10 protein-coding genes are annotated in these 8592 nt (G+C 33.2%); 7 read left to right on the top strand and 3 right to left on the bottom strand.

The annotated features are described in order from the left end of the window. Positions 1-52 precede the first annotated feature (52 nt). The 3 genes from pnuC to ACRBBL_RS27505 are packed head-to-tail and all read left to right on the top strand — an operon-like array spanning position 53 to position 2813. Complete coding sequence (gene pnuC, locus ACRBBL_RS27515; RefSeq protein WP_431372320.1) at positions 53-757, top strand: nicotinamide riboside transporter PnuC; 705 nt, start codon at positions 53-55, stop codon at positions 755-757. Next, positions 712-1269 (top strand): AAA family ATPase, encoded by a 558-nt coding sequence (locus tag ACRBBL_RS27510; RefSeq protein WP_431372319.1) that lies wholly within the window; start codon positions 712-714, stop codon positions 1267-1269. Before pnuC ends, ACRBBL_RS27510 begins: the two co-directional genes overlap by 46 nt. Continuing rightward, positions 1266-2813, top strand: coding sequence for a DUF4301 family protein (locus ACRBBL_RS27505; RefSeq protein ID WP_431372318.1), 1548 nt, complete (start codon positions 1266-1268; stop codon positions 2811-2813). Before ACRBBL_RS27510 ends, ACRBBL_RS27505 begins: the two co-directional genes overlap by 4 nt. A 168-nt stretch (positions 2814-2981) precedes the next feature. Here the strand turns inward: ACRBBL_RS27505 and ACRBBL_RS27500 are convergent, their stop codons facing one another. Further along, a complete protein-coding gene (locus ACRBBL_RS27500) occupies positions 2982-3179 on the bottom strand; it encodes a hypothetical protein (protein ID WP_431372317.1) in 198 nt (65 codons plus the stop codon). Between the two features lie 233 nt (positions 3180-3412). Continuing rightward, complete coding sequence (locus tag ACRBBL_RS27495) at positions 3413-3634, bottom strand: hypothetical protein (RefSeq protein ID WP_431372316.1); 222 nt, start codon at positions 3632-3634, stop codon at positions 3413-3415. Positions 3635-4025: 391 nt separating this feature from the next. Between ACRBBL_RS27495 and ACRBBL_RS27490 the strand changes: the two genes are divergently transcribed. Together ACRBBL_RS27490 and ACRBBL_RS27485 are read left to right on the top strand one after the other, a co-directional pair. Continuing rightward, positions 4026-6416, top strand: a complete 2391-nt coding sequence (locus tag ACRBBL_RS27490) for a TonB-dependent receptor (RefSeq protein ID WP_431372315.1) — start codon at positions 4026-4028, stop codon at positions 6414-6416. A 185-nt stretch (positions 6417-6601) separates the two neighbouring features. Continuing rightward, on the top strand, positions 6602-6772 hold the full coding sequence (locus ACRBBL_RS27485; protein ID WP_431372314.1) for a hypothetical protein: 171 nt from the start codon (positions 6602-6604) through the stop codon (positions 6770-6772). Positions 6773-6901: 129 nt separating this feature from the next. On the opposite strand, the gene ACRBBL_RS27480 is transcribed toward ACRBBL_RS27485, so the two are convergent. Next, positions 6902-7345 carry a hypothetical protein gene (locus ACRBBL_RS27480; RefSeq protein WP_431372313.1) on the bottom strand — a complete coding sequence of 148 codons (444 nt, stop codon included), beginning with the start codon at positions 7343-7345 and terminating at the stop codon, positions 6902-6904. Positions 7346-7541: 196 nt separating this feature from the next. On the opposite strand from ACRBBL_RS27480, the gene greA reads away from it, so the two are divergent. Beyond that, the gene (gene greA / locus ACRBBL_RS27475; protein ID WP_431372312.1) at positions 7542-8018 is read left to right on the top strand and encodes a transcription elongation factor GreA; all 477 of its coding nucleotides are present in this window, start codon (positions 7542-7544) and stop codon (positions 8016-8018) included. A 113-nt stretch (positions 8019-8131) separates the two neighbouring features. Continuing rightward, complete coding sequence (locus ACRBBL_RS27470) at positions 8132-8521, top strand: HIT family protein (RefSeq protein WP_431372311.1); 390 nt, start codon at positions 8132-8134, stop codon at positions 8519-8521. The last annotated feature ends 71 nt before the right edge of the window (positions 8522-8592 follow it).

Here is an 8592-nt window from a genome sequence, read left to right as displayed (position 1 = left end):
GAAAAAAACATTCTACTAACGATGAAAATTGTAAAATCAGACAGAAGTAACTATGAGCCAGTTTTTTGATTTTTTAACGGAACCTTACGCAAACGTTTCATGGTTTATGATCATGCTGGAATTTACTGCAGCAGTGTTTGGTATTGCTAGTGTTTGGTTTGCAAAACAAGAGAAGATTTGGGTATATCCGACAGGAATTGTAAGTACAATTATTTACATCTATATCTGTTACAATGCAACATTATATGGCGATACAATTATAAACATATATTACTCCATCATGAGTGTGTATGGCTGGTATATGTGGTTAAGAATTAAAGAAAATTCAAAACTCGAAATCTCACGAACAAACTTCTGGGAAAAATTGACGACTTTAGGTATTTTTCTATTTACTGCAGCTTTTACGTATGTTGTATACATACAAAGTGGCGATATAAAAATCCATTTAAATGTTCCTGAAACGTTCGATTTGGTATTTTCCAACTTAGATTCTATTGAAGGAATCAGAATAATAAAATCATACTTAGACATATTTACGACAGGGATTTTCTTTGCAGGAATGTGGCTCATGGCAAATAAAAAGATTGAAAACTGGATGTTTTGGATTTTCGGAAACATGGTCTCAATTCCGTTATACTTTGTAAAAGGACTTGGTTTTACAGCAATACAATTCACAATTTTCTTAATTTTAGCCATCTTTGGATACATCGAATGGAGAAAAACCTTGAAAAACAAAGCACAAGAAGCTTCAAAATAGTAGTGTTTGGCCCTGAATCTACAGGGAAAACAACATTGGCAAAGCAATTAGCTGCATATTATAATGCTGCTTTTGTGCCAGAGTATGCGCGTTTGTATGCGGAAGAAAAACAGCAGAAAGGAGAAGTGTTAACGGCTGAAGATGTGATCCCGATTGCCAAAGGACAATTGCGCTTGGAATGCAAAGCTGCTGAAAGTTCAATTCTAATTTGCGATACCGATATTTTGGAAACCGTAACGTATGCACGAATTTACTATCCTGAGTTTAAAAGTAAAACACTAGAAAAATATGTAGAAAAAAGTACTGCAAATTTCTATTTTTTAACTTATATTGATACGCCTTGGAAAGCTGACGGAATTCGTGATTTGCCTCATAAAAGAGAAGAAGCTTTTTTAGAATTTCAGCAAACCTTACAAACCTATAACCAACCCTACCAATTGTTGAAAGGTGCTATGGAAATACGTTTTCAAAAAGCTGTTGAAACAATTGACAAACTGCTAAGAGTATATTGAAATTTTCAAAAAAACATACAGAACAAATTGAAGCAAAAGGACTTACATTGCTTCAGGTTGAAGAGCAACTAAATAAGTTCGAAAAAAAGATTCCTTACACAGATATCACAGCACATGCAAGCATGGATCGTGGTATTTTAAAACTTACTGAGGAAATTGAAGAAACCTACATTCAAACGTATAAAAATGAGCATGAAACCTTAGAAATTGTCAAGTTTACGCCTGCTTCTGGAGCAGCTACACGGATGTTTAAGTTTCTATACAAGTTTCTCGAAAATTACAATCCTCAAGAAGATTCGATCAATTCATACATCAACAAAGAAAAAGAACCTGAAATTCGCTTGTTTTTTATCGGACTAGAAAAGTTTCCGTTTTACGAAGATGTATTGAAAGTAATGAATAAAACCGAATTAGATCGTATCAAAAAACCAGACGAATTCAATAGAGATTTTGCAGATGTATTACTAGCAGAAACAGGTCTGAATTACGGAAATTACCCTAAGGGACTATTGCCTTTTCACAAATATAAAAATCATCTTTCAACACCATTTCAAGAGCATTTATTTGAAGCAGCAAGTTATGCGTGCAAAAGCGGGAAAGCCAAATTGCATTTTACGATTTCCAAACAGCACTATGACAAATTTAAAGCAACAGAGAACAAAATTCTTCCAAGTATTAAAGAAAAAACAGGCTGCGAATTTGAAATCTCGTATTCTTATCAATTAGAAGAAACCGATACGATTGCCGTTGACCCAAAAAACAGACCTATTTTAGATGCAGAAGAGAACTTAGTATTTAGACCTGGCGGACATGGCGCATTGATTGAAAACTTAAATGCAATTGATGCAGATTTAATCTTTATCAAAAACATAGACAATGTTGTTGTAAGTACATATTCAGAAGAAATTTCGCGCTACAAAAAAATACTTGCCGGAAAACTGATTTACTTGCAACAAAAGGCGTTTAAGTTTATGAAAATGTTACACAATGGTGTTTCTAATGAAGAATTAACTACAGCGCTAAATTTTTTATATACAGAACTCAATATTCAAATCAGTGAGGAGTTTGAAAAGTATTCGCAAAAATATCAAATCGAATATCTCATTAATAAACTGAACAGACCCATCCGCGTATGTGGTATGGTAAAAAATGAAGGCGAACCTGGCGGAGGACCATTTTGGGTAAAGCATGAAAATGGTTCAATTTCTTTGCAAATTGTAGAATCGGCTCAAATAGATAAAAAGAATGAGTACCATCAAAGCATTCAAAAACTAGCAACACATTTTAATCCTGTAGACATTGTTTGTGGTGTAAAAGACTATCAAGGAAATAAATACGATCTCACGAAATTTGTAGATAGAAAATCGTATTTCATTGCTTCAAAATCAAAAAGTGGTAAAAAAATCAAAGCATTAGAATTACCAGGCTTATGGAATGGCGGAATGGCATTTTGGAATACCATTTTTGTAGAAGTTCCTTTGGTGACATTCAATCCTGTAAAAACGATCAATGACTTGCTAAAACCTACGCATCAAGTAAAATGATGTTAGATTTTGAACTCTCTAACGTCAAATCGAGTGAATTTGCAGAGCAAATTTGTATCGAGATCTACTTAGAGTTTTAAATCTTCAATTCAAAAAAAGCACGCCGAGAACAATCGTAATTGTTGTCATGAATAATTATTCCCAGCAGTACTTTTTCCTAATTTCTAATTAGTGCGTACATGGTGTTCCATCTGGATTTTGTCCATTTCCAATAGTGTGTCCACAACGGTGATACGCAGTAATTTCACATATAGGAAATGTAACGCAAAAAGTAGTAGCTCCTCCAATAACTTCTGATGCATTCCCTAATTTTGAAATTTTTGAAGTTTTAAGTGACAATTTTCTGTTTAAATTCTGTTTTTTCATAATAAATGATTTTTGATGTTAAAGTGTAAATGAACTACATTTCAATTATTTTAAAAAAACTTACAAACCATGATTCGATAATTAAAGGTAGGTTTTACGAGCATGAAGTAACTTGTGGAAAAGTAAAATTGCATTGAAAATAAGCTAGATACAACTTACATCAATGCAATTTCAATGACACTATTTAACTAATATTATTAGATTTTAAATAGTATCAATTTTAATAAAATTTACTAATAAGTACACGGTGTTCCGTCTGGATTTTGTCCATTTCCAATAGTATGCCCACAACGAAGTTGCTTCGTAATTTTAATAGATGTGCAAGTATCAACATCAGAAATAATACACGGGTTACAAGTAAATGATCCACCTCCAATAACTGTGCGTTGTGTTGTTAAGTTGGAAATTTTTCTAGCTTTTAAGCTAAGTTTCTTTTCAAATTTTTGTTTTTTCATGATTATAAAGTTTATTTGGTTTGATATTAAAATTACTGATTTTCAGTATATAATCATATTTAAAACGCTAATTTTCTTACGTAACGCGTGTAATTTTCAAAATTCAACAGAAAGAAAAAGAAGAAGATAAATATTGGTAATATTTGTTTAAAAAACGCTTTACAATTAAAAAAAACTAGATTACTTTTGCAGCATCTCAAAGGGGTGCAATTTGAATCATATTCGAAACGCTGAGATTATACCCAATGAACCTGGGCAGGTAATGCTGCCAAGGGACTAGCCAAATCTTTAGTACGATTTGGTATGCCGACAGTCATAGTCTGTCAAAACTATCTATAAATTTAATCAAGAATAATTACCCCTTTTATTCGTAACAAAACGTATTACGAATATGAAGAATTTATTCGCTTTTTTATGCCTTTTTGTGCTGTCGGTCAGCATGCAAGCGCAAAACTTTACATTGTCAGGAACAGTTTCTGATGAAAATGGAAAACCATTATTAGCCGCAACTGTTGTTGTCAAAGGAGCTTCTATTGGATCAATAACCGATTCCGATGGGAAATATGCTATACGTATTTCTCAGGGAGATGCTGAAATTGTCTGTTCCTTTGCGGGAATGAAATCTGTTACAAAAAAAGTAACGATTTCAGAAAACACAACGCTTAACTTTACCTTGTCGAGTTCGCAAGAATCACTAGATGCTGTATTAATATCTGCAGTTCGTGTAAATGCCGATTCGCCAATTACGTATTCTAACTTGGAAAAAGAGGAAATTCAAGAACGCAATTTAGGACAAGATGTGCCAGTTTTAATGAATTTCATGCCATCTGTTGTGACAACTTCCGATGCTGGTGCAGGTGTTGGATACACCGGAATTCGTGTACGTGGTAGCGATGCAACACGTGTCAATGTAACGATTAACGGAATTCCTTACAATGATGCAGAAAGTCAAGGAACATTTTGGGTAAACATGCCCGATTTAGCATCTTCGACAGAAAGTATTCAATTGCAACGTGGAGTTGGAACGTCTACAAATGGTTCTGGAGCTTTTGGAGCAAGTTTAAGTTTGCTAACTGATGCAGCTTCAGAAAAAGCTAACGGAGAAATTTCAAACTCTTTCGGAAGTTTCAACACAAGAAAACACACCGTAAAATTCAGTACTGGGAAAGTGGCTGAAAACTTTGAGTTGGCTGGTCGTTTATCAAAAATAAAATCTGACGGATATATTGATCGTGCTTCTTCTGATTTAAGTGCTTACTTTTTACAAGGTTCGTATGTGACTGAAAATACACTCATTAAAGCATTGGCTTTTGGAGGACACGAAATTACATACCAAGCTTGGAACGGAATTGACAGAGGAACATTAGAAACTGATAGAACATTCAATCCTTCTGGACAATTTACAGACGAAAACGGAAATGTGCGTTTTCACGATAATGAAGTAGATAATTACAGACAAGATCACTACCAATTTCATTGGAATGAAAAAGTTTCAGAAAACTGGACAACAAATCTTGGATTGAACTATACGCAAGGAAGAGGATTTTTTGAGCAATACAAAGAAGACGAACCTTTTGATGAATATGGTTTTGAAGAAATCGTAATCAACGGAACAACCATCAATGAAACCGATTTAATTCGCAGACGTTGGTTAGACAATGATTTTTATGTAGTTAATGCCAATGCAAACTACAAAAAGAACAACTTAGATATGGACTTTGGTGCTTTTTTAGGTGTGTATGAAGGAGATCATTTTGGAGAAGTAATTTGGGCGCGTTTTGCAAGTGATAGCGAAATAAGAGATCGTTATTATGATGGTACAGGAAAGAAAAATGAATTGAGTTTCTTTACAAAAGCAACGGTTCGTGTAAATGATAAAGTAAGTCTTTTTGGAGATTTACAACTACGTACGGTAAGCTATAAAACTTCAGGAATCAACTCTGATTTAGTACCTTTTAATATCGATGAAGATTATACATTCTTCAATCCAAAAGCAGGTGTTAACTATAAAATAAACACAAATAATAGTTTATACTTCTCGTACGCTAGAGCAAACAGAGAGCCAAACAGAAGTGACTTTGAAAATAACAACGAAGTAAAACCAGAACAATTAGATGATTTTGAATTGGGTTGGCGTTGGAAAGGAGAAAACTTCACAGTAAATACAAATGCATATTACATGTTGTACAACGATCAATTGGTGTTAACAGGCGCATTGGATGATACAGGATCGCCATTACGTACAAACAGTGGAAAAAGTTATCGTTTAGGATTGGAAATTGATGCAACTTTAAAAGTAAGTGATCAATTTACAATACGTCCAAATGTGGCAATTAGTAGCAATAAAAACGTAGATTTCATTACGTCAAGAGATGGAAGTTTGGTCGATTTAGGAAACACAGATATATCATTTTCACCAAATTTCATTGCTGGAAACATCATGAGTTATACGCCATCTCGTAATTTTCAAGTGTCGTTATTGTCTAAATATGTAGGCGAACAATACATGGGAAATATTGACTCGGAAGTTTCAAAATTAGATAGTTATTTTATTAACGATTTGAATTTGAATTATGAAATCAAGATGAACTCTATTTTTGAATCGATCACCTTTACAGGATTAATCAATAATATTTTTGGTGTAGAATATGTCTCTAACGGATACTTCTTTACGTTTGATGATACATGGACAAACCCAGGAACAACCACAACCATTGAAGGTGCAGGATTCTATCCGCAAGCCACTAGAAATTTCTTAGTTGGAATGACTTTGAAGTTCTAGAAATACCAACCATACCATATTTAAAAAGCGACTTGAAAAAGTCGCTTTTTTGTTATAACTGTTTGATTATTAGCAAGCAGTATTTCATTTCAATTTCTGATATTTTATAAAAACGCACAGTGTTTCTTTTTTTTACAAGATTATAATAGCGTATTTAGTTTCATCATTAACTAAACAATATCATTATGAAAAAATCAAATCTTAGCAAATTGATGTTCAAAAAAGTAACTGTGAGTACAATGCAATTTTTACATGGAGGAGCTTCTACAACAGTTAGAACGACTCGTAATGCAGCTCCAGCTAGAAAAACGCCGCATGATAGTTGTAATAATCAAGATGATGACTGCGATGGATAGGATTTTATCTAGATGAATAGGTAAAGGGTATAATAAAAAGGGATAAAAAAAGCGACTTGAAAAAGTCGCTTTTTTAGTTTATACGTTTAGGATCTCAATTCTTAATACTAAAATCTCAATACTATATGTTTAATTATTAGAAACTGTAATTACATCTCCCGATTTTGTAGCACGATAATTAACCATTGGATAACTGTCCATGCCTTCCACAGGATTTAACAATTGACCGTTTGCCAAACTGTATTCGTAATCTTCACACGAACAAGTTGCCAACACACCTTGAATAGTCATTGTAGAGCAATTACTTGGTACATGATTTGGGCAACTCGCTTCCCAAGCAAAAAACTGATCGCCAGATAAATTAAATACAAAAAATCCGCGAACGCCACCGCCATTAGAAATATAAGTTGAACCACCAGCAAAACGCAAATTGTCAAATTGTGGTAAATTCAGGTTTATCTGAAATTGCACCAAAGTATTTGGTATAAAAGGATTATTATTTACTCCATCATCATCAGAATTACATGATAACAAACATGCAACAGCACAGCATACAATCAAAAATCGTTTCATTTATTTAAAATTTAATAAGTTCTGCAATTTACGCAAATCATTTTTTTAAAAACCAACATAGACAAGCACTTTAAATATTTTCTTATATTTGTAGAACAAATCCCGTATCTAATGGGATTTTTTTGCGTTATACAATTCATATGAATGATTTATTGCGCAAAAACAGATCTATGAATAGATAGAAAACGAAGAAATTATGAGTAAAGTATCTTATTATACAGCAGAAGGACTAAAAAAGTTAAGAGACGAGTTAGATCAACTAAAAAACGTTGAAAGACTCAAAGCTTCTCAAGCCATTGCAGAAGCAAGAGATAAAGGTGATTTGAGCGAAAATGCAGAATATGATGCTGCAAAAGAAGCACAAGGTTTATTAGAGATGAGAATCTCAAAAATGGAAACAATCTTATCTACTGCAAGAATTATTGATGAAAGTCAGTTAGATACATCTAAAGTTTTAGTGTTGTCTACAGTGAGAATGAAAAACACAACTAATGGAATGGAAGTTACCTATACCTTAGTTGCTGAAAGTGAAGCAGACTTAGCCGCAGGGAAAATCTCTGTAACATCTCCTATTGGAAAAGGTTTGCTAGGAAAATCGGTTGGTGAAATTGCTGAGGTAAAAGTACCAAACGGAACGATGAAGTTTGAAGTGTTAGAAATTACGCGTAGCTAATATTTTCAAAAAATAATTATATAGAAAAATCCTTTCTTACTTGTTAAAAAAGGATTTTTCTATATATATAAGCAAGAACTTTTTTATCTTACAAACAATACAAATTTCAATTCATGGCCTCAATTTTCACCAAAATAATCAACGGAGAAATTCCATCATATAAAATAGCAGAAGATGAAAATTACTATGCTTTTTTAGATATCAACCCAAATGCAGTAGGACATACGTTGTGTATTCCGAAACAAGAAGTAGATAAAATTTTTGATCTTTCTGAAGAAAGCTACATGGGACTCATGCGTTTTTCAAGAAAAATTGGAATTGCTATTGAAAAAGCCATTCCTTGCTTGCGAGTTGGAATCACTGTTATTGGTTTGGAAGTGCCACATACACACGTACATTTAATTCCCTTACACAATATGGGAAGCATGGATTTTAAAAACAAAGAAACACTTACACCTGCAGATTTTGAAGAAGTTGTTGCTAAAATTCAAGCGGAACTTTAGTGAATTAGGAATGTTAAATTTTAAATGTTGAATTGAAAATAATACTCTTTAAGACCCAAGACCCAAGACCC

Origin of the sequence: Kordia sp., assembly GCF_050633145.1 — a bacterium.
Classification (GTDB): domain Bacteria; phylum Bacteroidota; class Bacteroidia; order Flavobacteriales; family Flavobacteriaceae; genus Kordia.
Note: the sequence above shows the minus strand (reverse complement) of the source record. Positions and strands in the feature narration are given on the sequence as shown.